The organism is Microbispora sp. CSR-4, assembly GCF_008033685.1.
Classification (GTDB): Bacteria; Actinomycetota; Actinomycetes; order Streptosporangiales; family Streptosporangiaceae; genus Microbispora.
In genome coordinates this window covers 1-260 of the sequence record NZ_VJVX01000345.1, presented here as the reverse complement: position 1 = coordinate 260, position 260 = coordinate 1, and the positions used below count along the sequence as shown (strand labels likewise).

At 70.0% G+C, this 260-nt stretch carries 1 protein-coding gene; it reads left to right on the top strand.

Annotated elements, in window-relative coordinates:
- On the top strand, positions 1 to 260 hold a 260-nt coding region (locus tag FLV34_RS41200; RefSeq protein WP_187280914.1), incomplete at both ends, for an HNH endonuclease signature motif containing protein.

Genomic DNA, 260 nt, shown 5'->3' with positions numbered 1-260 from the left:
CGCAAGGTCCGCCTGGCGACTCCTGCCCAGCGCAGGGCGGTGTTCGCCCGGTATGCCACATGCTGGGTCGACGGCTGCCCGCTCCCGGCGACCATGTGCCAGATCGACCACGCCGACAACTGGAGCACCGGCGGCCTGACGGACCTGAAGCTCCTCGGTCCGGCCTGCCAGTTCCACAACCGCGACCGCTACCAGCACCCCGACCGCTACACCCGCCGCAACGTAGGCGAAGACCGCTGGGCCTTCACCTACCACCGCCT